Source organism: Pseudonocardia zijingensis, assembly GCF_042657305.1.
Taxonomy (GTDB): domain Bacteria; phylum Actinomycetota; class Actinomycetes; order Mycobacteriales; family Pseudonocardiaceae; genus Pseudonocardia; species Pseudonocardia zijingensis.
The window spans coordinates 120,485-142,656 of record NZ_JBHSKO010000013.1 but is presented as its reverse complement, the minus strand read 5'-3'; the positions used below and the strand labels follow the sequence as shown (position 1 = coordinate 142,656).

The window sequence follows — 22,172 nt, the reverse complement described above, 5'->3', positions numbered from 1 at the left end:
GGACTCCTCAGGGGCGGGTGACGTCGGAGTGGCGGGCGATCGTGGCGGCGGCCCGCCGGACCCCGCAGACGTGGGTGCGCGGAACAAGATCTTCGAGGAATCCGTAACGATTGGCCAGCTCGACGGATTCGGGGTGGCCCTCCGCGGCGAAGGCGCGGGTGCGCCGCCACCAGTCGCCGATGTCGCCCCAGCCGGGCGCGGCGAGGGATCCGCCGATCTCGTGCACGGCGAGCGCGGCCGACACCCCGGCGAACCGGAGCCGGTGCTCGAGGGGCCAGCCTGCGATCGTGCCGAGCACGAGCGCCGCGCCGAACACGTCACCCGCGCCGGTGGGGTCCAGCGCGTCCACCGGCAGCGCCGGCACGGTGGCCGTCTCGCCGGTGACGCCGTCGATCGCGATGGCGCCGTCGCCGCCCAGCGTGACCACCGCGAGTGGGACGTGTTCGGCGAGTGCGCGCAGTGCGGCCTGAGGGCTGTCGGTGCGCGTGTAGTGCATGGCCTCGACGGCGTTGGGCATGAACGCGTCGCACCCGGCGAGTGTGCGCAGCAGGGATTTGTCCCAGGCACCGGTGGGGTCCCAGCCCGCGTCGGCGAACACGAGCGCGCCGTCGCTGCGGGACTTCGCCACCCAGGACGGCAGCACGGGGTCGGCCGCGCCCTCACCGATGCTCGTGATCACCGCGCGGCAGCGCGGCGGCGTGCCGACGAGTTCGTCGGCGCTGATCGGCAGGTCGTGGCCGTGGGTCACCATGCTGCGGTCGCGCTGCACGGCCATCGACACGGTGACGGGGGAGTGCCACTCGGCGAAGCGCCGGGAGTGGGAGAGGTCGACGCGTTCCTGGTCGGCGAGGGTCTGCCAGCAGAAGTCGGCGTAGACGTCGTCGCCGAACCCCGCGGCGAGGCTGGTGCGCAGGCCCAGCCGGGCCGCGGCCACCGCGAGGTTGGCGATGCCGCCCGGGCAGGAGGCCATGCCCGTGGCCCAGACCTCGGTGCCCGCGGCGGGCGTGGCGGGCAGCCCGGTGAACACGATGTCGAGGAACACGGTGCCGGACATGAAGACGTCGACGGCGGGGGAGCCCTGGTCGCGCAGGCCTGCGAGAGGGTCCCACCACACCGGCTCGTGTGGGGTGTCCGCGATCGCGCTGGTCAACTGCCTGCACCACCTGTCCATCGGCTCGTCTGCCGGGATAGTGCCGGTGGGGTGCGCACAAGGCAACCATATGTGCTCGATTTTGCGCAGACGTGACGAGTCCTGCGTGGAGTTGCTGTCGTGCTGCTCGTTCCTCGGCTACGGTATAGCGCGTGCTTCCGGCGAGCCGTCACGGGGAGATCCTCCGCCTGGTGCGATCGTCCGGCGTGGTCTCGGTGGGTGCGCTCGCCGAGAACCTGGGGGTCAGCCCGTCCACCATCCGTCGCGACCTGCAGTCGCTCGATGCCGACGGAGCGCTGCGTCGCGTGCGGGGTGGGGCCGGATCGGTGGCCGACGACGACCCGGTGCCCTTCGCCGAGGTGGCCACGGTTGCCGCCGACGACAAGGAGCGCGTCGCTCGGCTCGCGGCGACCCTCGTCCGCGACGGCGAGGTGGTGCTGCTCGACATCGGCACCACCACCGCGCGCCTCGCGAGGGCGCTGCGCGGCAGGCGGATCACCGTGATCACGAGCAGCCTCGCCGTGGTCGACGAGCTGCGCGCAGACCCCGCCGTGGAGCTGCTGGTGCTCGGCGGCATCCTGCGGCGCAACTACCACTCGCTCGTCGGCATGCTCACCGAGCAGGCCCTGCACGAGGTGCGCGCCCACCGCTTGTTCCTCGGCACGAGCGGGATCGCCCGCGGCGGCGAGGTGCGCGACTCCACGCTCGTGGAGGTGCCGGTCAAGCGGGCCATGATCGAGGCGGCCGAGCAGACCGTCCTCGTGGCCGACCGCACCAAGTTCCCGGGCACCGGGCTGCTCACCGTCTGCGGGCCTGAGGAGGTCGACGTGATCGTCACCAACGAGGGGGCCGACCCCGACACGCTCGCCGCGTGCGCCGCGGCCGGCACCGAGATCCGGCTGGCGCCGCGGTGAAGCTCACCGTTCTCGGCGGGGGCGGGTTCCGGGTGCCGCTGGTCTACCGCGCGCTGGGCGATACCTCCCCGATCAGCGAGGTCGTCCTGCACGACGTCGAGCCGCAGCGGCTGGCCGCGATCCGCGCGGTGCTCGAGCAGTGCGGCGGCGGCCCGGCCGTGCGCGCCACCACCGACCTGGACGACGCGCTCGCCGGTGCCCGGTTCGTGTTCTCCGCGATCCGCGTGGACGGGCTGGAGGGGCGCACGGTCGACGAGCGGGTGGCGCTGTCGTGCGGGGTGCTGGGCCAGGAGACCACCGGCCCGGGCGGCATCGCCTACGGCCTGCGGACGGTGCCGGTGGCGCTGCGGGTGGCCGAGCGGGTGGCCGCGGTGGCGCCGGACGCCTGGGTCATCAACTTCACCAACCCCGCCGGGATGATCACCGAGGCCATGCAGCGGGTGCTGGGCGAGCGCGTGGTGGGGATCTGCGACTCGCCGATCGGGCTGGTCAACCGGGCCGCCCGGGCGCTGGGGCTGGACACGGGCGAGCGCGCCGTCGACTACGTCGGGCTCAACCACCTGGGCTGGCTGCGCGGGCTGCGGGTGGACGGGGTCGACCGGCTGCCCGACCTGCTGGCCGACGACGCCGCGCTCGACTCCATCGAGGAGGTGCGGCTCATCGGGGCCGACTGGGTGCGCGCCATCGGGGCGCTGCCCAACGAGTACCTCTACTACTTCTACCGCGCCCGCGAGGCGGTGGCCGCGATCGGCGCGGCGGGGAGCACCCGCGGCGAGTACCTCCTCGACCAGCAGGAACGCTTCTACGCCGACACGGCGGCCGACCCGTCCGGCGCGCTGGAGCGCTGGACGCGGGTGCGCGCCGAGCGCGACGCGAGCTACATGGCCGAGAGCCGCGAGGCCAGCGGGGCGGGGGAACGCGCGGCCGAGGACGTCGCGGGCGGCGGGTACCAGCAGGTGGCGCTCGAGCTGATGGCGGCGCTCTCGGGCGGCGAGCCCCGCACCATGATCCTCGACGTCCGCAACGGCACCGCGGTGCCGGGGCTCCCGGCCGACGCGGTGGTGGAGGTGCCCTGCCTGGTGGGCACCCACGGCGTCACACCGCTGGCCACCTCCCCGCTGCCGGGCGCGATGCTGGGCCTGCTTCAGCAGGTCAAGGCGGTGGAGCAGGACGCGATCGAGGCCGCGGTCACCGGCTCGCCCACGCTCGCGTTGCGCGCGTTCGCGCAGCACCCGCTCGTCGACTCGGTGGGCGTGGCGCAGGAGCTGCTCAAGGGCTACCGCGAACGGCTGCCGCACGTTGCTGCACTGTTCCGATGATCTGATTCTGATAATCTGAACACATGCGGGAGATGAGCGCGTCCGAAGCGGCTCGGAACTTCTCGGCTGTGCTCGACTCGGCGGAACACGGCGAGACGATCGTGGTCACGCGGTCCGGCCGGCGAGTGGCGCTGATCGCGCCCGCGCCCCGTGCCAACGGGGGCGCGGTACTGGACCTCTTCGAGAGCTGGCGCGGCCACCCCGCGTTCGACGATGCCTTCGAGTCGCGGGTGAACGCGGCCCGGAAGTCCGTGTCCGCCGACCTGGACACCGACCCGTGGCGCGACTGATCCTCGACACCGGCGTCCTGGTGGCGGGCGTGCGGGGCCGCGGACACCTCGACGCACTGGCACGCACGGATGACATCGCGATTCCCGCCGTCGCGGTGGCCGAGTACCTCCTCGGAACGATGCTCGACACCGATCCGGCCAGGGCGGCAGCGCATCGAGCGTTCATGGAACAGCTCGTGCAGCTCGTGCCGGTCGTCGGCTACGACGAGGTGGTCGCCGAGCACCACGCCGAGCTGTTGGCGCACACCCAGCGGGCCGGTGAGCCTCGGGGGGTCCACGACCTCATCGTGGCTGCCATCGCGCGCAGCAGCGGGCGCACGGTCGTGACGACCGACAAGCGGGCCAGGTTCGGTGAGCTCCCCGGCGTCGACGCCCGCGTCGTCGGGGCGTGAGGCTCAGACCTTCAGGTCCTTGCGCAGCTTCGCGACGTGGCCGGTGGCGCGGACGTTGTAGAGGGCCTGCTCGATCTTCCCGTCCGGGCCCACCACGAACGTCGAGCGGATCACGCCGGTGACGGTCTTGCCGTACATCTTCTTCTCGCCGAAGGCGCCCCAGGCCGTGAGCACCTCCTTGTCGACGTCGGAGAGCAGCGGGAACGTCAGCCCCTCGGCGTCGCGGAACTTCGCCAGCTTCTCCGGCTTGTCCGGCGAGATCCCGAGGACGTCCAGCCCGGCGTCCCCGAGCTCGGCGAGGTTGTCGCGGAAGTCGCAGGCCTGCTTCGTGCAGCCGGGGGTGCCTGCCGCGGGGTAGAAGTAGACGATCACGCGGCGGCCGCGGTAGTCCGACAGGGAGACGGGCTTGCCGTCCGCATCGGGGATAGTGAAGTCGGGAGCCGTGTCGCCGGGGGCCAGACGGGTCGTCATGCCGCGATACTGGCACCCCTGCCGCTGATCTACGGTGGCACCCTCCCGCAGTACCGTCGACCCGCACCACCAGGAGGCGTCGTGCCCCGCGACCCGGACACCATCCAGCGCGAGATCGAGCGGGCGAGGGATGCGCTCGCCGACAGCCTCGACGAGCTCTCGGAGCGGGCCCACCCGAAGCACCTCGTGGACGCGGGCAAGGAGAGCGTCCAGCACCGGCTGGCCGACCCGCGCATCCGCTACGGCCTGATGGCCATCGGCGCCGTGCTGGTGCTGGCGCTGCTGCGCAAGCTCTTCCGCTGAGCCACCTCGTCGACCTGCTCGGCGCCGACCGCCTGCTGGTCGGCTCCGGCTTCCCCGCCATGCCCCGCGAGGAGCCCGGCCAGGCGCACCCTGCGGTCCCTGGAGGAGCCGGATGTCCGGAAGCGGATCACCTGGCGCCACGCGTGGAACCGGCTGGGGATCGACCCGCCGTGCTGAACGGACTCCGGTGGCGGCACCCGCCCGGAGGCCGGTTCCGCGGGCAAGATCACGGCTTCGGCGTGTTCCCGGGCGAAATCGACCCGGGAATGCGCCAAACCTCTGATCATGGGCCAAATTGGTGGCCCGGGGTCGTCGATCAAGGGCAAATGGTCGCTAGATGATCTCCAGGAGCGACCTCTCCCCTTGATCGCCGCGAAACCTCCGGCTTCGCCCCTCCGAGGGAGGCTGCCTCCTGGTGGCGCTGCGCCCAACGAGGCAGGCCCTGGCTTGCCCGCGAAGCCTGCCGTAAGGGGCTCCGCAGAAGGCGCCCCACTTCAGGAGCCTCAGCCGAGCGCCTCCGCCGTCGCCCGGACCTCGCCGAGCGGGGCGCCCGCGCCGACCAGCGGGCGGTAGCGGGCCACGTAGCGGGCGGCGCCGAAGCCGGCCACCGCCACCAGCCGGTCGCCTGCGACGTAACCGACGACGGTGCCGCGCACCGGGCCGCCGTTGTCCAGGCCAGCGCCGTGCAGCGCCACGACGTCCTCGGCCAGCTCCGGGCGCCCGATGATCTGGATCTTCAGCCCGAACTGGTCGGACCAGCAGTAGGGCACCGTGGCCGGGGGCGGCGGGGCGCCGAGCACGTCCCGGGCCACCACGGCGGCCTGGTCGCCCGCGCTGGTCCAGTGCTCGTGGCGGTGCCGGGCACCGCTCACCGGGTCGTCCCACGCCGCGACGTCCCCGACCGCCCAGACGCCGTCCAGGCCGTGCACCCGCCCGGTGGGGCCGCAGGCGATGCCACGTGCGGTGTCGAGGCCGGTGTCGGCCAGCCACTCGAGCCGCGGCACCCCGCCGATGCCCACGACGGCGACGTCGGCCGCGAGCCGCCTGCCGTCGGCGAGCTCCACCTCGACGCCGTCGGCGGAGTCCGGGGATTCGACGAACCGGGTGATCGTGGCCCCGGTGTGCAGCTCGACGCCGCTCTCGGTGATCAGCCGGGCCGCCAGCGGGCCCAGGCGGGGTCCGAGGGCGCGCACCGAGGGCGCCTCGAGCGCCTCCACGGCGGTGACGGCCGTGCCGCGCGTGCGGGCCGAGCTCGCCACCTCGGCGCCGATGAAGCCCGCCCCGACGACGAGCAGCGTGCGGGCCGAGTCGAGCGCGCCCCGCAGCGCGAGGGCGTCGTCGAGGGTGCGCAGGGTGTGGACCTGTGCGGGCTGGCCGGGGAGTTCGCGGGCGACGAGGCCGGTGGCGACCACGACGGCGTCGGCGTGCAGTGCCGCGCCGTCTGCCAGCTCCAGCTCGTGGTCGCGGTGGCCGGGACGCAGCGCGACGGCCGGGTTGCCCAGGTGAGCGCGGACGCCCAGCTCCTCGAACGTGTCGGTGCCCGCCAGCGCGGTGCGCTCCGGCTCCCACTCGCCGGTGAGCACCTGCTTGGACAGCGGCGGCCGGTCGTAGGGCAGGTGGGTCTCGGCGCCGACGATGCTGATCCGGCCCTGCAGCCCGGCCGAGCGCAGCTGCTGTGCGGTACGCAGCCCGCCCAGCCCGGCACCGACGATGACGACGTGCTCCGGCTGACCGGTCATGGCTGCCCCCCTCGCCGCGATTCTCGCCCAGTGTTCAGCCGACGCGCGTCTCGGGGTCCAGGCGGGTGCGCAGGCGGTCGAGGGTCTGGGCGAGGAGCCGGGACACGTGCATCTGGGAGATGCCGACGCGGTCGGCGATCTGCGTCTGCGTCATGTTGCCGAAGAAGCGCAGCAGCACGATGGTGCGCTCCCGCTCGGCGAGCTCGGCGAGCACGGGGCGCAGAGCCTGGCGGAAGTCGACGCGGTCGAGCTCGGCGTCGGCCTCGCCGACCAGCTCGCCGACGGTGGCGCTGCCCTGCTCGGAGGAGAGCATCTCGTCGAGCGAGGAGCTGCGGTACGCCTCGGACGCCTCCAGGCCCTCGAGCACCTCGGAGACCGGCACGCCGAGCCGCTCGGCGATCTCGGTGGGCTTGGGCGCGCGGCCCAGGCTCTGCGAGAGCTCGGACACCACGCCGTTGATCGACACGTGCAGGTCCTTGAGCCGCCGCGGCACCCGCATCGACCAGCCGAGGTCGCGGAAGTGGCGCCGCACCTCGCCGCTGATGGTGGGCACCGCGAACGAGAAGAAGTCGGTGCCGCGGTCGGGGGAGTACCGGTCGATCGCGTTGATCAGCCCGACGGTGGCGACCTGCACGAGGTCGTCGAGGGGCTCGCCGCGGTTGGAGAAGCGGCGGGCGATGTGGTGGGCCACCGGGAGGAACCCCCGCACGAGGTCGTCCCGCAGCTTCTCCCGGTCCGGGTGGTCGGCCGGCAGCGCCGCGTAGCGCTCGAGGAGCGGGGAGAGGTGGCCGTACTCGGGGTCTGCTCGGGTCACCGCATCACGTCGCCGGAGCGCTTGTCCAACCGGATGCCCACGGTGGGCCCGACGCCGTCCACGCCGGGATCGTGGTGGACCGTGACGTCGTCGGCGAGGGTCTGCAGCACCCGCCAGCCGAAGGTGTCGGTGGAGACCACCGCCTCGGCGTGCTTGGTCTGCACCTGTGCGTGCACCTCGATGCGTTCGGGGCGCACCAGGAACGTGCAGCGCAGCCACGAGGTGGGTGCCGCGACGTCGACGAGCGTGGCGCAGGCCTCGTCCACGGCCATCCGCAGGTCGGAGATGGCGTCGAGGTCGAAGTCGGCCCGTGCGGCCAGGTCGGACGCGACCGCGCGGATCGTCGGGATCAGCGCGGCGCTCGCCGACGTCCGGACCTCCACGGTCGATGCCCCGTCGAGGGTGTCGGCGGGCGAGGGGGAGTCCAGGTCGGACACGCTGCCGGGTCTCCTTCCGGTCAGTCGGGTGCGGTCGCCGCACCGGCGACCTTCATCTTGCTCCCTGGTCCATGCGGGTTCAATCGCGCCCCCCGCAGGCGGACACCGGGTCGGTGTGCAGGTCGAACAACTCGCCGGTGCCGGTGATCTCGAGCGGACGCCGCACGGCCCGGTTGGAGATGACCAGGCGCAACCGTATACCGCGGTCTTCCGCCGCGTGTGCCGCGGCGATGAGCGCGGCGAGGCCGCTGGAGGCGAGGAACCGCACCTCGGTGAGGTCGATCACGAGCACCCGTTCCGAGGCCTCGAGCAGCTCCTCGATCGCGGCGCGGAAATCGGGCGCCGTGAGCGAGTCGACCTCCCCGCGCGCCGCGAGGACGGCGGTGTCCGGATACGGCCGGCTCAGCGTGGTGTCCAGGAATTCCGGGCTGGGCCGGCCCGACTCGCCCATCTCTCACCTCCCCCTCGGCGGCCGACCCTACCGCGCGCGGACCGTGCCAAGAGGCGCGTCACCCGCTTAGGCTGCGGGCGTGTCCGACACGTCTGATGAGGTGAAGCTCGCGGTCCTGCGGGAGCGCGTGCGTGCCGAGCCGCGGTTGCTGGTCGCGTACTCCGGCGGGGTCGACTCGGCGCTCGTGGCGGCCGTCGCCGCGCAGGAGCTCGGGGAACGCGCGGTGGCGGTCACGGCGGTGTCGGCGAGCCTGCCCCGCACCGAGCGGGCGTCCGCGCGGCGGTTCGCGGTCGCGCACGGCATCGCGCACGTCGAGGTCGCCACCGACGAGCTGGAGCGGCCCGAGTACGTCGCCAACGGCGGCGACCGCTGCTACCACTGCAAGTCGGCGCTCTTCGACGCGCTCGCGCCGCTCGCGGCGCTGTCCGGGGCGCGGATCGCGCTGGGCACCAACACCGACGACCTCGGTGACCACCGGCCCGGCCAGGCCGCCGCGGCCGCGCGCGGGGCGATCGCGCCGCTGCTGGACGCCGGTTTCGGCAAGGCCGACGTGCGCCGGGTCAGCGCGGCGCTGGGCCTGGCCACGGCCGAGAAGCCCGCGGCGGCGTGCCTGTCCTCGCGGGTGGCCTACGGCGACCCCGTCACCGCCGAGGTGCTGCGCCGGATCGAGCTGGCCGAGGAGGGGGTGCGCGCGCTCGGGTTCCCGGTGTGCAGGGTGCGGGCGCACGGCGGTGGCGCGGTGGCCCGCGTCGAGGTGCCGCCCGAGGACGTGGCGCGGGCCGCGGACCTGCGCTCCGAGCTCGACCAGGCCGTCCGCGGTGCCGGCTTCGAGTTCTGCGCACTCGACATGCAGGGCTTCGCGAGCGGCCGGATGAACGTGCTGCTGGGCATGCCGGGCAGCCGATGACCCACTTCGACGACCTGGGCTACGCCCGGCCCGACACCGGCCGGGAGGCGCGTCTCGGCCTGCCCGAGGTGGTGTACGGGCCCGGGAAGACGGTCGAGCAGGTCATCGGCGTGGTGCGCTCGCTGCTCGCGGGCAACGACGGCCCGGTGCTGGTCACCCGCATCACCCCGGAGGATGCCGCCGAGGTGGTCGCGGCCGTCGAGGGCGGCGGGTACGACCCGGTGGCGCGCCTGCTGGTCTGGCGTCCCGCGCCGCCCCGGGACTTCCGGGTGGTGGTGGCCTCGGCCGGCACCTCCGACTGGCCGGTGGCGGCCGAGGCGGCGGCCGTCGCCACGGCGATCGGGCTGCCGGTGCGGGAGCTGCGCGACGTCGGCGTGGCCGGGGTGCACCGCCTGCTCGCCGAGACGGAGACGCTCGCCGCGGCCGACGTGGTCATCGCGGTGGCCGGCATGGAGGGGGCGCTGCCCAGCGTCATCGGAGGGCTGGTGGGCTGCCCGGTGATCGCGGTGCCGACCTCCGTCGGGTACGGGGCGGTGTTCGAGGGCGTCACGCCGCTGCTGGCGATGCTCTCCTCCTGCGCCGCCGGCGTGGTGGTCGTGAACATCGACTCCGGGTTCGGTGCGGCGATCGCGGCCCACCGCATGGCGCTGCGCGCAGCACAGCGGGTCGCCCGGTGATCCTCTGGCTCAACCCGTTCAGCGGCCTGTCCGGCGACATGCTGCTCGGTGCGCTGCTCGACCTCGGCGCCCCGCTCGAGGGCGTGCGCGCCGCGGTGGCGCGCACCGGGCTGGACGGCTGGGACCTGCGCACCGAGCGCGTCACACGCGGTGGGATCGGGGCCACGCGGGCCGTGGTCGACGTCAGCGACACCGCCACCGAGCGGCACGCCGCCGAGCTGCTCGCGCGGGTGGCCGACGTGCCGGTCGCGGCGCGCGCCGTCCGCGAGATCGCCGAGGTCGAGGCCGGGATCCACGGTCTCGACCCGGCGCAGGTGCACCTGCACGAGATCGGCGGGCTGGACACCGTGGTCGACACGGTCGGCGTGGCGGCGGCGCTGGAGCTGCTCGACGTCGCCGAGGTGCACTGCGGCCCGCTCACGCTGGGGTCCGGCACGGTCGCCACCCGCCACGGCGTGCTGCCGGTGCCCGCACCGGCCACCGCGGCGCTGCTGGCGCGCGCGGGCGCCCCGGTGGTGGGGGCGGGCGAGGGCGAGACCGTGACGCCCACCGGCGCGGCCCTGCTCGTCGCGGCGGGCACGCGGTTCGGCCCGCTGCCCGCGATGGCGCTGCGGGGCGTCGGGTACGGCGCGGGCGGTCGCGACCCTGCCGACCGGGCGAACGTGCTCCCGGCGCTGCTCGGGGAGGCCCCGGGCTCGGCCGAGCCGATGCTGCTGCTGGAGACGAACGTCGACGACGTCACCGGTGAGGTGCTCGGCAACCTCGTGGGCCGCCTGCTCGACGCGGGCGCCGCCGACGCGTGGCTCTCCCCGATCGTGATGAAGAAGGGCAGGCCGGCCCACACCGTGCACGTGCTGGTGGTGCCCGAGCGCGCCGCCGACTGCGAGCGGATCGTGCTCGCCGAGACCGGGAGCCTCGGCCTGCGGCGCACGCCCGTGGACCGGGCCGCGCTGCCCCGGCGCACCACCACCGTGGAGGTCGAGGGGCACCTCGTCCGGCTGAAGCACGGTCCGTGGGGGGTGAAGCCCGAGCACGACGACGTGGCGGCCACCGCCGCGGCGCTCGGCCTCCCGCTGCGCGAGGTGTCCCGGCGCGCCCTAGACATCGGACGTTTTACCGCTCACACATCAGAGGAGTTCCGTTGACCGGGTGTGGCAGCGCACATAGCCTCGGATCGGCAGGCCACGCACAAGGGGGTACGTCGTGAGCGCGCATCTCGGCCCGTTCGAGGCCGTCCGGAACCTGACCTACGACGTACCGTTCCCGCGGCTGCTGCCGGTGCGGCAGCGGTTCGACCCGGCCCAGGTGGCCGACGTCGCCGCGGCCACGGCGCAGGCGCTCGAGCCGCTGCGCGGGCGGATCCGCCCCGGCATGACCGTGGCGATCACCGCGGGCAGCCGCGGCATCCACGACAAGCCCGCTGTGGTGCGCGCGGCGGGCGAGTGGCTGCGCGCGGCGGGCGCCGAGCCGTTCGTGGTGCCGGCCATGGGCTCCCACGGCGGTGCCACGGCCGAGGGCCAGGTTGAGCTGCTCGCCGACCTCGGGATCACCGAGGCGAGCGTCGGCATGCCGATCCGCGCCACGATGGAGACCGTCGAGATCGATCGGCTGGCCGACGGCCCGGCCGTGCACCTCGACGCCAACGCCGCCAAGGCCGACGGCATCCTCGCGATCAACCGGGTCAAGGCCCACACCGACTTCCAGGGCGACGTCGAGAGCGGCATCGCCAAGATCATCGCGATCGGGCTGGGCAAGCAGCGCGGTGCCGAGGGCATCCACCGGTTCGGCCCGGCCAACCTGGCCGTGTGGGTGCCGCGGGTGGCGCGCCGGGTCGTCGACACCGGGAAGGTGCTCGGCGGCATCGCGATCGTCGAGAACGCCTACGACCGGGCCGCCCGCATCGAACTGCTGGACGCCCCGGACATCGCGGGCGAGGCCGAGAGCGCGCTGCTCGCCGACTCCAAGCGCCGCATGGCCACCTTGCCCTTCGACGACATCGACGTCGCCGTGATCGACGAGATGGGCAAGAACTACTCCGGCGCAGGCATGGACACCAACGTCATCGGCCGGATGATGATCCGCGGCAGCGCCGAGTTCGAGCGGCCGCGGATCCGCAACATCGCCGTGCTCGACGTCAGTGACGCCTCCCACGGCAACGCGGTAGGGATCGGCCTCGCCGACTTCGTTCCGTTCCGCCTGCTCGAGCGCATCGACCTGCGCAGCGTCTACATCAACGCGATGACCTCCGGTCTGGGCGGCCCGCAGCGCGCGCAGATCCCGATGGCCTTCGCCACCGACCGGGACGCGATCGCCGCGGCCGTCGCCACCTGCGGTGTGGCCGACGCGGGCGCCGTCACGCTCGTCCGCATGCGCAACACCCTCGACCTCGAGCACCTCCTGGTGTCCGAGTCGTTGCGCCCCGCCGTGGACGCCCACCCCGACCTGGAGATCACCGGAGACGCCGTCGCGATGGCGTTCGACGAGGAGGGACGGCTGCAGCCGTGGCAGTGACACCCATCAGCATCGGGCGGCGCGGGGAGCCGAGCGTCCGGTTGCACACCGCCGACAACGTGGTCGTGGCCGCGCTGGCGCTGCCCGCGGGCACCGTCGTCGACGGTGTGACGCTGGCCCGGGACGTGCCGCGCGGGCACAAGGTGGCTGTCGCCCCGATCGCGCAGGGCGAGCCGGTGCGCAAGTACAACCAGATCATCGGGTTCGCCACCGCGCCGATCGCCCCTGGCGACCACGTGCACACCCACAACGTCGAGTTCCGCATGTTCGAGCGCGACTACGCCGTGGGCGCCGACGTCACCGAGACCCGGTTCGTGCCGAAGGCCGAGCGCGCCACGTTCCAGGGCATCGTGCGTGCCGACGGCAAGGTCGCCACCCGCAACTACCTGGGCATCCTGACGTCCGTCAACTGCTCGGCGCACACCGCGAAGATGATCGCCGACCAGTTCCGCCGCCCCGGGCTGCTCGACGACTACCCGAACGTCGACGGCGTCATCGCGCTCACCCACGGCACCGGCTGCGGCATGGCCGACGACGGCGAGGGCATCGCGGTGCTGCGCCGCACGCTCGCCGGCTTCGCCGAGCACCCCAACTTCGCCGGGTTCCTCATGCTCGGGCTCGGCTGCGAGGTCAACCAGATCCGCGGTGTGTCCGAGAGCTGGCGGCTCGACCCGTCGCGGCCGGTCGCCACGATGACGATCCAGGAGCAGGGCGGCACCGTCGCCACCGTCCGGGCGGGCGTCGCGGCGCTGAAGGAGATGCTGCCGCAGGCCAACCAGGTCGAGCGTCAGACCGTCCCCGCGAGCGAGCTCGTGCTCGGCCTCAACTGCGGCGGCTCCGACGCCTACTCGGGCATCACCGCCAACCCCGCGCTCGGCGCGGCCGTCGACATCCTGGTGCGCCACGGCGGCACCGCGATCCTCGGTGAGACCCCGGAGATCTACGGCGCCGAGCACCTGCTCACGCGGCGCGCGGTCGACCCCGGGATCGCGGAGAAGCTCGTCGAGCGGATCCGCTGGTGGGAGGAGTACACCGCGAAGCACGGCGGGTCGATGGACAACAACCCCTCGCCCGGCAACAAGGCGGGCGGGCTCACCACGATCCTCGAGAAGTCGCTCGGCGCCGTCGCGAAGGGCGGCACCACAAACCTCACCGGCGTCTACGAGTACGCCGAGAAGGTCACCGCCAAGGGCTTCACGTTCATGGACACGCCCGGCTACGACCCGGTCTCGGTCACCGGGATCATCGCGGGCGGCGCCACCGTCATGTGCTTCACCACCGGGCGCGGATCGGTGCTTGGCTGCAAGCCCACGCCGAGCATCAAGCTCGCCACCAACACGGAGATGTACGAGCGGATGTCCGGCGACATGGACATCGACTGCGGCGTGATCCTCTCCGCGGGCGAGTCCGTCGAGTCGGTGGGTGCGCGGCTGTTCCAGCAGATCCTCGACACCGCATCCGGCCGTAAGACGCTGTCCGAGGAACTCGGCTTCGGCCAGGAGGAGTTCGTGCCGTGGCAGCTCGGGGCGGTCATGTGATGGGCGAGTCGATGCTGGACTTCACCGGGAAGGTCGCGCTGGTCACCGGGGCGGGCAGCGGGATCGGTGCCGCCGTCGCCGAGGGCTTCGGCCGCCGCGGCGCCCATGTGGTGGTGCACTACGGGCACAACCGCGAGGGCGCGGAGAAGGTGGCGAGCGCCGTCCAGGAGGCGGGCGGCGCCGCGTCGGTCGTGTCAGCCGACCTGTCGTCGCCCGCCGGGGCCACCCGGCTCGTCGACGAGGTCGTGGCGGCCCACGGGCGGCTCGACGTGCTCGTCAACAATGCGGGGGACCTGCTCGGCCGCACCCCGATCGCCGAGATGACCGACGGGCAATTCGCGCGCGTCATGGACCTCAACACCACCTCGGTGTTCGCCGCCTGCCGCCAGGCCGTGCCCGTCATGCAGCGGCAGGGCGCCGGCGCGATCGTCAACGTCACGTCGGTGGCGGCGCGCACCGGCGGCGCGGGCGGCTCGGTGGCCTACGCCACCGCGAAGGGTGCGGTCAGCACCTTCACCCGCGGCCTCGCGAAGGAGGTCGCACGCGACGGGATCCGGGTCAACGCCATCGCGCCGGGCATCATCGTCACGCCGTTCCACGAGCGGAACACCTCGGGCGAGCAGATGGCGGCGATGGTCGCCGGGATCCCCATGGGCCGGTCCGGCACCCCGGAGGAGTGCGTCGGCACCGTCCTCTTCCTCGCCGACGACGGCATGAGCGGCTACGTCACCGGCCAGGTGATCGAGATCAACGGAGGACAGCTGACGCCATGACGCTGCGCAGCCAGGCATGGTTCGACAACCCCGGCAACCCGGGGATGACCGCCCTCTACATCGAGCGCTACATGAACTGGGGCCTCACGCGGGAGGAGCTCCAGTCCGGCAAGCCGATCATCGGGATCGCGCAGACCGGCTCCGACCTCGCCCCGTGCAACCGCCACCACCTCGGGCTCGCCGACCGCGTGCGCGAGGGCATCCGGGAGATGGGCGCGATCGCGTTCGAGTTCCCGGTGCACCCCATCCAGGAGACCGGCAAGCGCCCCACCGCCGCGATCGACCGCAACCTCGCCTACCTGGGGCTCGTCGAGGTGCTGCACGGCTACCCGCTCGACGGCGTCGTGCTCACCACCGGCTGCGACAAGACCACCCCGGCGTGCCTCATGGCCGCGGCCACCGTCGACATCCCCGCGATCGTGCTGTCCGGCGGCCCGATGCTGAACGGCTGGTACAACGGCGAGCGCACCGGCTCGGGCACGATCGTCTGGAAGGCCCGCGAGATGCTGGCCGCCGAGGAGATCGACCAGGCCGAGTTCGTGGAGATGGTGGCCTCCTCGGCGCCCTCGCCCGGGCACTGCAACACGATGGGCACCGCGTCCACCATGAACGCGCTCGCCGAGTCGCTCGGCATGAGCCTGCCCGGCTCGTCCGCGATCCCGGCGCCGCACCGCGACCGCGCCCGCAACGCCTACCTCACCGGGCGGCGGATCGTGGAGATGGTGCACGAGGACCTCAAGCCCTCCGACGTGATGACGCGCGAGGCCTTCGAGAACGCCATCGTCGTCAACTCCGCGATCGGTGGTTCCACCAACGCCCCGATCCACATCACGGCCGTGGCCCGGCACGTGGGCGTCGACCTGCCGATGGACGACTGGCAGCGGCTCGGGCTGGAGGTCCCGCTGATCGTCGACCTGCAGCCGGCCGGCAAGTACCTCGGCGAGGAGTTCTACCGCGCGGGCGGCGTGCCCGCCGTCGTGAACGAGCTGATGGGCCACGGCCTGATCCGCGAGGGCGCGCGCACCGTCAACGGGAAGACGATCGGCGAGAACTGCCGCGACACGGTGGCCACCGACCGCGACGTGATCCGCACGTTCGACAACGCCCTCCAGGAGGACGCCGGGTTCCTGGTGCTGAAGGGCAACCTGTTCGACTGCGCGATCATGAAGACCAGCGTGATCTCGCAGGAGTTCCGCGACCGCTACCTCTCCGACCCGGCGCGCCCGAACGTGCTCGAGGGCCGCGCGGTGGTCTTCGACGGACCCGAGGACTACCACCACCGCATCGAGGACCCCGAGCTCAAGATCGACGAGGACTGCCTGCTGTTCATGCGCGGCGCCGGCCCGCTCGGCTACCCGGGCGCCGCCGAGGTCGTGAACATGCAGCCGCCCGCCGAGCTGATCAAGCGCGGCGTGCACGCGCTGCCGTGCATCGGCGACGGGCGCCAGTCCGGCACCTCCGGCTCCCCGTCGATCCTCAACGCCTCCCCGGAGGCGGCGGCGGGCGGCGGCCTCGCGCTCCTGCAGACCGGCGACCACGTGCGCATCGACCTCAACGCGGGCACCGCCGACATGCTCGTGCCCGAGGCGGAGCTCGCCGAACGCCGCAAGCGCCTGGGGGAGGGCGGCGGCTACCCGATGCCCGCCTCCCAGACCCCGTGGCAGGAGATCCAGCGCGGCATGGTCGACCAGCTCTCCGAGGGCATGGTTCTCAAGCCCGCCGTGGCCTACCAGCGCGTGGCGAGCAAGGGGCTGCCCCGCGACAACCACTGAGCCCTTCCTCGGCGGCCCCGCGTGACGTGCCTCATGCGCCGTCACAGGGGCCGCCCGGGCGGCGTCTCGATGCCGTACCCGGAACGAAGGAGGGGTCATGGACCTCGCTCTGTGGATCGCGGCCGGGCTGCTGGCCGCGGTCGCCCTGGCCGGCGGCGTCAGCAAGACGTTCGTGCCCAAGGAGAAGCTGGCGGCGCACGACGGCGGCCGGTGGACCCGCGACGCCGGCGTCGGCTTCGTCAAGACCCTCGGGATCCTCGAGCTCCTGGCCGCGGCCGGCCTGATCCTGCCGGCCGTGCTCGGCATCGCACCGGTCATGGTGGCGGTCACCGCCGTCTGCTGGGTCCTGCTCATGGTCGGCGCGATGATCACCCACGGCCGGTTCGGCCAGTACGGCCTCGTGCTGCTGAACCTGGCCTACCTCGCGCTCGCGGCCTTCGTCGCGTGGGGCCGCCTTGGCGTCGAGCCGTTCGTCGCCTGACGCTCCAGCGGCGGGTCTGCTGTTCGGCGTGACCGGGTGCGAGGGGCGAGAAGCACGCTACGGCTGCTACAGCCGCAGCGATGTGCTGCTCGGCGCGATCTCCAAGAGACCGACGCCGCGAGCCGTACGTGAGGTCGCGGCGGGTGCGGTGGTGTGCTTCTCGCGCCGGTGTGGCGTGGTCGGCCGGCGCGCGAGGCGTACGTCAGTGCGGATGGCGCCGCGGTGGTGTGCTTCTCGCACCGGTTGGCGTGGTCGGCCGGCGCGCGAGGCGTACGTCAGGCGTACGGCCCCGCGGTGGTGTGCGACTGGCGCCGGTGTGGCGTGGTCGGCCGGCGCGAGGCGTACGTCAGTGCGGGGGTGGGAGCTCTGTCTGCGCACCCAGATCGATGTGCGACCTCCGATCGGCGCCTGCCGCTCGCACATCACCTCCGTTGCCCGCACATCGACTGCAACCGGTGTGTGAGTGCGTGAGCTGGTGTGTGAGCGCTGGCTGCCGGCCGGTCGTTGGCTCGCACATCACCTCCGTTGCCCGCACATCGACTGCAACCGGTGTGTGAGTGCGTGAGCTGGTGTGTGAGCGCTGGCTGCCGGCCGGTCGTTGGCTCACACATCACCTCCGACGCCCACACACCGACTGCAACCGATGTGCGAGCACCCGAACCGGTGTGCGGCCACCAGCAGCAGTCGGGCGCGGCTCGGTCGGCCCTCTGGGTGGCTGAGGCGGCGAGGCGGACGTGAGTGAGCGCTGAGGCCGGGGCGGTGGTGTGCGTCTCGGCAGGTCCGGCGTAGACGGCCGCGGTGAGCGGTACGTCAGTGCGGGGGCGGCAGCAGGGGTGTGCGGCTCGGCCCGGCGTCTGGGTGGTTGACCCCGCGAGGCGTACGCCAGTGCGTACGGCGCCGCGGTGGTGTGCTTCTCGTGCCGGTGCGGCCTGGTCGGCCCGGCGCGAGGCGTACGTCAGTGTGGGGGTGGGTGCAGTGGTGTGCTTCTCGGGCTGGTCCGGCCTGGTTGGCCGCCGCGAGGCGTACCTCAGCGCGTCCGCCCCGCGGTGACGTGCTTCTCGGGCTGATCATGGGCGGCCGGCGGGAGCGCGGGTGTGCTGCTCGGTCAGGCGTTGACCGGGGTGTGGGCGCGGCCCTCGGCGAACCAGCTCTCGAGGTTGTCCACCACCAGCTGGGCCATGGCGCGCCGGGTCGGCTCGCTCCCGGACCCGACGTGGGGGAGCAGCACGGTGTTGTCGAGGTCGATCAGCTCCTGGGGCACGTTCGGCTCGTCCTCGAAGACGTCGAGGCCCGCGGCGCGGATCGTGCGGGTCCGCAGGGCCTCGACGAGGGCGGTCTCGTCCACGACGGTGCCGCGCCCGATGTTGACGAGGACGCCGTCGGGGCCCAGGGCCCGCAGCACCTCGGCGTCGACGAGGTGGCGGGTGGAGGCGTTGCCGGGGACGACGACCACGAGGGTGTCGACGTCGCGCGCGAGCTCCAGCAGGGAGGGGTAGTAGCGGTACGGCGAGTCCTTGCGGGTGCGGTTGTGGTAGCCGGCGATGGTCATGCGGAAGGCCTCGGCGCGCTGGGCGATGGCCTCCCCGATGCGGCCGAGGCCGAGGATGCCGACGCGGCGGCCGGTGACGGTGAGGTCGGTGAGCGGGTAGTGGCCCTCGGCGGCCCACCGGCCCTCGCGCAGGTACCGCTCGGCCCGCCCGAGCTCGCGCACGGTCATGAGGAGCAGGCCGAGCGCGGTGTCGGCGACCTCGTCGTCGAGCACGCCGGGGGTGTTGGTGACGACGATCCCGCGCTCGGTGGCCGCGCCGACGTCCACGCTGTCGTAGCCGACGCCGAAGTTCGCCACGACCTCGAGCTTCGGCAGCCGGTCGAAGAGCGCGGCGTCGATGTGGGAGTGCCCGCCCACGGCGAGGCCGCGCACGTCGGCGCCGCGCTGCTCGAGCAGGGCGTCCGGGTCGTCGGCCTCCCACAGCCGCAGGAGCTCGAAGCGTTCTTCGCAGCCGTCCACCACGACGTCGTGCATGGGGACGGGCATCAGGACGGTCGGGCGGGTCATGTCCCTACTTTCCCCGGCGCCGCAGGTGTGGACGGCACCGGCCCGGGTTATCCGCTTCTCGAATACAGGTAGCCGCAGATCGAGATTGACCGGTATGCGATCTGTGCACATCATCTGGAGCGCCGCACCGTCACCGTGGACTGGAGCCGTCACCCATGCAGCTGCACCGCCGCATCAGACTCGCCGTTCTCCCGGCCGCGCTCAGCCTGGTGCTGGCGGCCTGCGGGGGAGGTGGCGGCGACGACGCGCCCGCGTCGCCGTGCGACACGTCCGAGGACTTCCCGCGCCGCCAGATCGAGCTGGTGGTGCCGTGGGCGGCGGGCGGTGGCACCGACAGCGTTGCCCGGTTCATCGGCACCGAGCTGGGGGAACGGCTCGGCGTTCAGGTGAACGTCGTGAACCGGACGGGCGGCAGCGGGGTCGTCGGCCACACCGCGATCGCCACGGCCCGGCCCGACGGCACGACGATCGGCCTGGCGACGGTCGAGATCACGATGATGCACTGGCAGGGCCTCACCGACCTCACCTACGAGCAGCTCACGCCGATCGCGCTGGTGAACGAGGACGCGGCGGGCGTCACGGTGCGCTCGGACTCCGCGTGGGGTGACGTGTCGCAGCTGCTCACCGAGGCGAGCGGGCAGCCGGGGGTGATCACCGCTTCCGGCACGGGCCGTGGCGGGATCTGGGACCTCTCCCGGGCCGGCATGCTCCTCGAGGCCGGGCTCCCGCCGGACGCGATCCGCTGGGTGCCCAGCGAGGGCGCGGCGCCCGCGCTGCAGGAGCTGGTGGCCGGTGGGGTCGACATCTCGACGGCGAGCCTCGTCGAGAACCAGACGATGATCGAGGCCGGGCGGGCGAAGGCGCTGGCCGTGATGGCGGAGGAGCGGGACCCGAAGTACCCGGACGTGCCCACGCTGCGCGAGCAGGGCATCGACTTCACGATGGCGGCCTGGCGGGGCATCGTGGGCCCGGAGGGGCTGCCCGAGGACGTCGTGGGTGAGCTGAGCTGCCACCTCGACGACATCGTGCACAGCCCGGAGTACGAGGAGTTCATGGGCACGGCCGGGTTCGGCATCGTCTGGCGCGACGCCGCGGGCTTCGGCGAGTACATGGCGCAGCAGGACGCGGACAAGGGCGAGATCATGCGCGCGGCGGGGCTGGCCGCGTGACGACGGTCTCCTGGCGCCAGGACGTCGTCGGCGGGGCGCTCGCCGCCGTGCTCGGCGCGGCCGTGGTGCTGCACGTCCAGACGTTCCCGGAGCTCCCGGACGGCCAGCCGGGTCCGGCGCTCTTCCCGGGGCTGGTCGGCGGGCTGCTGGTGCTCTTCGGCCTGGTGCTGGTGGCGAAGGCCGTGCTCGCTCGAAGGCGGGCCGCCGTGCCGGAACCGGACGGCGTGCCCGACGCGGGAGCGGACCCGCGGGCCCGGCTGCGGGCGCTCGCCGTGCTCGGCCTCGTGGTGGCCTACCTGCTGCTGGCCGAGACGCTCGGTTTCGTGCTGACTATGGGTGTGCTGCTGGCGCTGCTCATGTGGGTGCTGGGTGCGCGCCCGGTGGTGGCGGTGCTCGCGTCGGCGGCCACCACGGGGTTCATCATGGTCGTGTTCGAGGAGCTGCTGCTGGTGCCGCTCCCGCAGGGTCTGTTCGGGTAGCCGGCCGTGGGTGATCTCGGGACCGCGCTGGGGATGCTCGCCGACCCGACGCTGATCGTGGTCGTGCTGGCCTCGGCGGTGTACGGGCTGTTCATCGGGGCGATCCCCGGGCTGTCGGCCACGCTGGCGACGGCGCTGATGGTGCCGTTCGTGTTCTTCCTCGACCCGCTGCCCGCGATGGCGGCGGTGATCACGATGTCGGCGATGGCGATCTTCGCGGGCGATCTGCCGTCCGCGCTTGTGCGCATGCCGGGCACGCCGGCGAGCGCCGCCTACACCGAGGACGCCTACCTGCAGACCCGGGCGGGCCATGGTGCGCGGGCGCTCGGGGTGGCACTGCTCGGCTCGGTGATCGGCGGGATCGCCGGCGCGGTGGTGCTCATGGTGGCGGCGCCGCTGCTGGCGGAGTTCGCCCTGCTCTTCACGTCGTACGAGTACTTCTGGGTGGCCGTGCTGGGCCTGACCGCCTCGGTGATCATCTCCGAGGGTTCGCAGGTCAAGGGGGCCGTCTCGCTGCTCATCGGTCTGCTGCTGGCCACGGTGGGGATCGACATCGCGCTGGGGTACGCGCGGTTCACCTTCGGCAGCGTCGACCTGCTGCAGGGCATCAGCTTCATCCCGGCGATGATCGGCCTCTTCGGGCTGTCGGAGGTGCTGCGCAACGCGCTGCGGCCCAGCGGCCCGGTGGACGTCGTGCGCCTGCGCACCCAGGGCATGTTCCGCGAGACCGTGCGCACGCTGCGGCGGTACTGGCGGGGCATGGTGAGCGGGAACGTCATCGGCAGCACGATCGGTGCGCTGCCCGGTGCCGGTGGTGACATCGCCGCCTGGGTGTCCTACGCGGCCACGAAGAACACCTCGAAGGAGAGCCACCTCTTCGGCAAGGGGGAGGGGCACGTCGAGCCCATCGTGTCGGCGGGCTCGGCCAACAACGCGGCGCTCGCGTCGGCGTACGTGCCGACCCTCGTGTTCGGCATCCCGGGCGACACGATCACCGCGATCCTGCTCGGCGTGCTGCTGGTGAAGGGCGTGCAGCCCGGGCCGGAGCTGTTCAACTCCGACGCCCCGCTGCTCTACGGCATCTACCTGATCTTCATCGTGGCCAACCTGCTGCTGGTGCCGCTCGGCTACCTCGCGATCCGGGGCAGCGGGTGGCTCCTCCGGGTGCCCGGGTCGGTGCTGATGCCGGTGATCGTGGCGTTCTGCGTGGTCGGATCTTTTTCGATCAACAACGGCTACCTCGAGATCGTGATCATGCTGGTGCTGGGGGTACTCGGGTACCTCCTGGAGCGCAGCGGCTTTCCGCTGGCACCGGTGGTGCTCGGCCTCGTGCTGGGCCCCATCGTCGAGAAGAACTTCATGCAGAGCGTGATCAAGACGAACTGGGACCTCGGTCAATTCCTCACCCGGCCCATCAGCGCGCTCCTGATGCTGATCACGCTGCTGGCGCTGGCCTACCCCGCCGTCCGTGCGTTCGTACGCAGGAGGCGCCAGACCGTTGACTCATCGGGGTGAGGGGTACCACCATC

At 72.9% G+C, this 22,172-nt stretch carries 23 protein-coding genes; 16 read left to right on the top strand and 7 right to left on the bottom strand.

Annotation, left to right across the window (positions count from 1 at the left end; translation table 11 throughout):
- Positions 1–7 precede the first annotated feature (7 nt).
- Complete coding sequence (locus ACFPL3_RS24155; protein WP_379589660.1) at positions 8–1,150, bottom strand: carbohydrate kinase family protein; 1,143 nt, start codon at positions 1,148–1,150, stop codon at positions 8–10.
- A gap of 152 nt (positions 1,151–1,302) precedes the next feature.
- Between ACFPL3_RS24155 and ACFPL3_RS24150 the strand changes: the two genes are divergently transcribed.
- The 4 genes from ACFPL3_RS24150 to ACFPL3_RS24135 are packed head-to-tail and all read left to right on the top strand — an operon-like array spanning position 1,303 to position 4,065.
- Positions 1,303–2,064, top strand: a complete 762-nt coding sequence (locus ACFPL3_RS24150) for a DeoR/GlpR family DNA-binding transcription regulator (protein WP_343945152.1) — start codon at positions 1,303–1,305, stop codon at positions 2,062–2,064.
- Complete coding sequence (locus ACFPL3_RS24145; protein ID WP_343945151.1) at positions 2,061–3,383, top strand: 6-phospho-beta-glucosidase; 1,323 nt, start codon at positions 2,061–2,063, stop codon at positions 3,381–3,383. The genes ACFPL3_RS24150 and ACFPL3_RS24145 overlap by 4 nt, the downstream gene beginning before the upstream one ends.
- A 23-nt stretch (positions 3,384–3,406) precedes the next feature.
- Positions 3,407–3,673 carry a type II toxin-antitoxin system Phd/YefM family antitoxin gene (locus ACFPL3_RS24140; protein WP_343945150.1) on the top strand — a complete coding sequence of 89 codons (267 nt, stop codon included), beginning with the start codon at positions 3,407–3,409 and terminating at the stop codon, positions 3,671–3,673.
- Positions 3,661–4,065 carry a PIN domain-containing protein gene (locus ACFPL3_RS24135; RefSeq protein ID WP_343945149.1) on the top strand — a complete coding sequence of 135 codons (405 nt, stop codon included), beginning with the start codon at positions 3,661–3,663 and terminating at the stop codon, positions 4,063–4,065. Before ACFPL3_RS24140 ends, ACFPL3_RS24135 begins: the two co-directional genes overlap by 13 nt.
- A 3-nt stretch (positions 4,066–4,068) precedes the next feature.
- Here the strand turns inward: ACFPL3_RS24135 and bcp are convergent, their stop codons facing one another.
- Positions 4,069–4,536: a thioredoxin-dependent thiol peroxidase gene (gene bcp, locus ACFPL3_RS24130; protein ID WP_343945148.1), complete on the bottom strand. Its 468-nt coding sequence runs from the start codon at positions 4,534–4,536 to the stop codon at positions 4,069–4,071.
- Between the two features lie 81 nt (positions 4,537–4,617).
- On the opposite strand from bcp, the gene ACFPL3_RS24125 reads away from it, so the two are divergent.
- Positions 4,618–4,839, top strand: a complete 222-nt coding sequence (locus tag ACFPL3_RS24125; RefSeq protein WP_343945147.1) for a DUF3618 domain-containing protein — start codon at positions 4,618–4,620, stop codon at positions 4,837–4,839.
- Between the two features lie 503 nt (positions 4,840–5,342).
- Here ACFPL3_RS24125 and ACFPL3_RS24120 read toward each other — a convergent pair.
- The 4 genes from ACFPL3_RS24120 to ACFPL3_RS24105 form a co-directional block, all read right to left on the bottom strand.
- Positions 5,343–6,578 (bottom strand): NAD(P)/FAD-dependent oxidoreductase, encoded by a 1,236-nt coding sequence (locus tag ACFPL3_RS24120; RefSeq protein WP_343945146.1) that lies wholly within the window; start codon positions 6,576–6,578, stop codon positions 5,343–5,345.
- A gap of 34 nt (positions 6,579–6,612) precedes the next feature.
- Positions 6,613–7,392, bottom strand: coding sequence for a SigB/SigF/SigG family RNA polymerase sigma factor (locus tag ACFPL3_RS24115; protein WP_343945145.1), 780 nt, complete (start codon positions 7,390–7,392; stop codon positions 6,613–6,615).
- Positions 7,389–7,829 carry an ATP-binding protein gene (locus ACFPL3_RS24110; protein WP_343945144.1) on the bottom strand — a complete coding sequence of 147 codons (441 nt, stop codon included), beginning with the start codon at positions 7,827–7,829 and terminating at the stop codon, positions 7,389–7,391. The genes ACFPL3_RS24115 and ACFPL3_RS24110 overlap by 4 nt, the downstream gene beginning before the upstream one ends.
- A 79-nt stretch (positions 7,830–7,908) precedes the next feature.
- Positions 7,909–8,280 (bottom strand): STAS domain-containing protein, encoded by a 372-nt coding sequence (locus ACFPL3_RS24105; protein WP_343945143.1) that lies wholly within the window; start codon positions 8,278–8,280, stop codon positions 7,909–7,911.
- 79 nt (positions 8,281–8,359) lie between these two features.
- Between ACFPL3_RS24105 and larE the strand changes: the two genes are divergently transcribed.
- The 8 genes from larE to ACFPL3_RS24065 all read left to right on the top strand — a co-directional run bounded on the left by larE (position 8,360) and on the right by ACFPL3_RS24065 (position 16,939).
- Positions 8,360–9,187: an ATP-dependent sacrificial sulfur transferase LarE gene (gene larE / locus ACFPL3_RS24100; RefSeq protein ID WP_343945142.1), complete on the top strand. Its 828-nt coding sequence runs from the start codon at positions 8,360–8,362 to the stop codon at positions 9,185–9,187.
- Positions 9,184–9,864 (top strand): nickel pincer cofactor biosynthesis protein LarB, encoded by a 681-nt coding sequence (gene larB, locus ACFPL3_RS24095; protein ID WP_343945141.1) that lies wholly within the window; start codon positions 9,184–9,186, stop codon positions 9,862–9,864. The genes larE and larB overlap by 4 nt, the downstream gene beginning before the upstream one ends.
- A complete protein-coding gene (gene larC / locus ACFPL3_RS24090; RefSeq protein ID WP_379589659.1) occupies positions 9,861–11,009 on the top strand; it encodes a nickel pincer cofactor biosynthesis protein LarC in 1,149 nt (382 codons plus the stop codon). The genes larB and larC overlap by 4 nt, the downstream gene beginning before the upstream one ends.
- Before the next feature lie 58 nt (positions 11,010–11,067).
- Entirely contained in the window at positions 11,068–12,375 is a 1,308-nt protein-coding gene (locus ACFPL3_RS24085; protein ID WP_343945138.1) for a nickel pincer cofactor-dependent isomerase, group 22, read from the top strand.
- A complete protein-coding gene (locus ACFPL3_RS24080; RefSeq protein WP_343945137.1) occupies positions 12,366–13,913 on the top strand; it encodes a UxaA family hydrolase in 1,548 nt (515 codons plus the stop codon). Before ACFPL3_RS24085 ends, ACFPL3_RS24080 begins: the two co-directional genes overlap by 10 nt.
- A complete protein-coding gene (locus ACFPL3_RS24075) occupies positions 13,889–14,686 on the top strand; it encodes an SDR family NAD(P)-dependent oxidoreductase (protein ID WP_343945136.1) in 798 nt (265 codons plus the stop codon). Before ACFPL3_RS24080 ends, ACFPL3_RS24075 begins: the two co-directional genes overlap by 25 nt.
- Positions 14,683–16,458, top strand: coding sequence for an IlvD/Edd family dehydratase (locus ACFPL3_RS24070; RefSeq protein WP_343945135.1), 1,776 nt, complete (start codon positions 14,683–14,685; stop codon positions 16,456–16,458). The genes ACFPL3_RS24075 and ACFPL3_RS24070 overlap by 4 nt, the downstream gene beginning before the upstream one ends.
- A gap of 97 nt (positions 16,459–16,555) precedes the next feature.
- Positions 16,556–16,939 carry a DoxX family protein gene (locus tag ACFPL3_RS24065; RefSeq protein WP_343945134.1) on the top strand — a complete coding sequence of 128 codons (384 nt, stop codon included), beginning with the start codon at positions 16,556–16,558 and terminating at the stop codon, positions 16,937–16,939.
- A gap of 1,105 nt (positions 16,940–18,044) precedes the next feature.
- On the opposite strand, the gene ACFPL3_RS24060 is transcribed toward ACFPL3_RS24065, so the two are convergent.
- Entirely contained in the window at positions 18,045–18,995 is a 951-nt protein-coding gene (locus ACFPL3_RS24060; RefSeq protein WP_343945133.1) for a 2-hydroxyacid dehydrogenase, read from the bottom strand.
- Between the two features lie 155 nt (positions 18,996–19,150).
- On the opposite strand from ACFPL3_RS24060, the gene ACFPL3_RS24055 reads away from it, so the two are divergent.
- Genes ACFPL3_RS24055 through ACFPL3_RS24045 form a run of 3 tightly spaced genes read left to right on the top strand, consistent with a single transcriptional unit; the run spans position 19,151 to position 22,158 of the window.
- The gene (locus ACFPL3_RS24055) at positions 19,151–20,164 is read left to right on the top strand and encodes a Bug family tripartite tricarboxylate transporter substrate binding protein (RefSeq protein WP_343945132.1); all 1,014 of its coding nucleotides are present in this window, start codon (positions 19,151–19,153) and stop codon (positions 20,162–20,164) included.
- Positions 20,161–20,643, top strand: coding sequence for a tripartite tricarboxylate transporter TctB family protein (locus tag ACFPL3_RS24050; protein ID WP_343945131.1), 483 nt, complete (start codon positions 20,161–20,163; stop codon positions 20,641–20,643). Before ACFPL3_RS24055 ends, ACFPL3_RS24050 begins: the two co-directional genes overlap by 4 nt.
- 6 nt (positions 20,644–20,649) lie before the next feature.
- Complete coding sequence (locus ACFPL3_RS24045) at positions 20,650–22,158, top strand: tripartite tricarboxylate transporter permease (RefSeq protein WP_343945130.1); 1,509 nt, start codon at positions 20,650–20,652, stop codon at positions 22,156–22,158.
- Positions 22,159–22,172 lie beyond the last annotated feature (14 nt).

Coding starts and splice junctions, on each gene's coding strand:
- ACFPL3_RS24060 (WP_343945133.1), bottom strand. CDS start 18,995: ATGACCCGCCCGACCGTCCTGATGCCCGTCCCCATGCACGACGTCGTG.
- bcp (WP_343945148.1), bottom strand. CDS start 4,536: ATGACGACCCGTCTGGCCCCCGGCGACACGGCTCCCGACTTCACTATC.
- larB (WP_343945141.1), top strand. CDS start 9,184: ATGACCCACTTCGACGACCTGGGCTACGCCCGGCCCGACACCGGCCGG.
- ACFPL3_RS24065 (WP_343945134.1), top strand. CDS start 16,556: ATGGACCTCGCTCTGTGGATCGCGGCCGGGCTGCTGGCCGCGGTCGCC.
- ACFPL3_RS24140 (WP_343945150.1), top strand. CDS start 3,407: ATGCGGGAGATGAGCGCGTCCGAAGCGGCTCGGAACTTCTCGGCTGTG.
- ACFPL3_RS24105 (WP_343945143.1), bottom strand. CDS start 8,280: ATGGGCGAGTCGGGCCGGCCCAGCCCGGAATTCCTGGACACCACGCTG.
- ACFPL3_RS24055 (WP_343945132.1), top strand. CDS start 19,151: ATGCAGCTGCACCGCCGCATCAGACTCGCCGTTCTCCCGGCCGCGCTC.
- ACFPL3_RS24070 (WP_343945135.1), top strand. CDS start 14,683: ATGACGCTGCGCAGCCAGGCATGGTTCGACAACCCCGGCAACCCGGGG.
- ACFPL3_RS24120 (WP_343945146.1), bottom strand. CDS start 6,578: ATGACCGGTCAGCCGGAGCACGTCGTCATCGTCGGTGCCGGGCTGGGC.